At 57.6% G+C, this 257-nt stretch carries 1 protein-coding gene; it reads right to left on the bottom strand.

Annotated features, from left to right (window positions below):
* Positions 1 to 16 precede the first annotated feature (16 nt).
* The coding region (locus tag SCA31_RS24310; RefSeq protein WP_410699546.1) for a hypothetical protein at positions 17 to 257 on the bottom strand (241 nt) is incomplete at its 5' end.

Consider the following 257-nt stretch of genomic DNA (forward strand, 5'->3'; position numbering starts at 1 on the left):
GTTGGATCCCTCCGCCCTAGACCCAAAGTTCGTAGCCATCATCTTTATGGAAATACTCCCTGCGATCAGTGGCGTCTGCGCCCAACCACAGGCCTGAACCGTCCGGCATTTCTTCTTCCACTATCCCCCGGCGGACAACGCGGGTGTTGTCGCGGATTTCTACGATATCCCCTACATGGCTCTGCCAAACTACGGTCCGCCGGAGGTGTGTGTCGGTGTTCCATTGCTCGAACATCAGCGTTCCAGGAGCAGGGCGT

The sequence above is a fragment of the Chryseobacterium sp. SIMBA_028 genome, from assembly GCF_046535285.1.
Classification (GTDB): Bacteria; Bacteroidota; Bacteroidia; order Flavobacteriales; family Weeksellaceae; genus Chryseobacterium.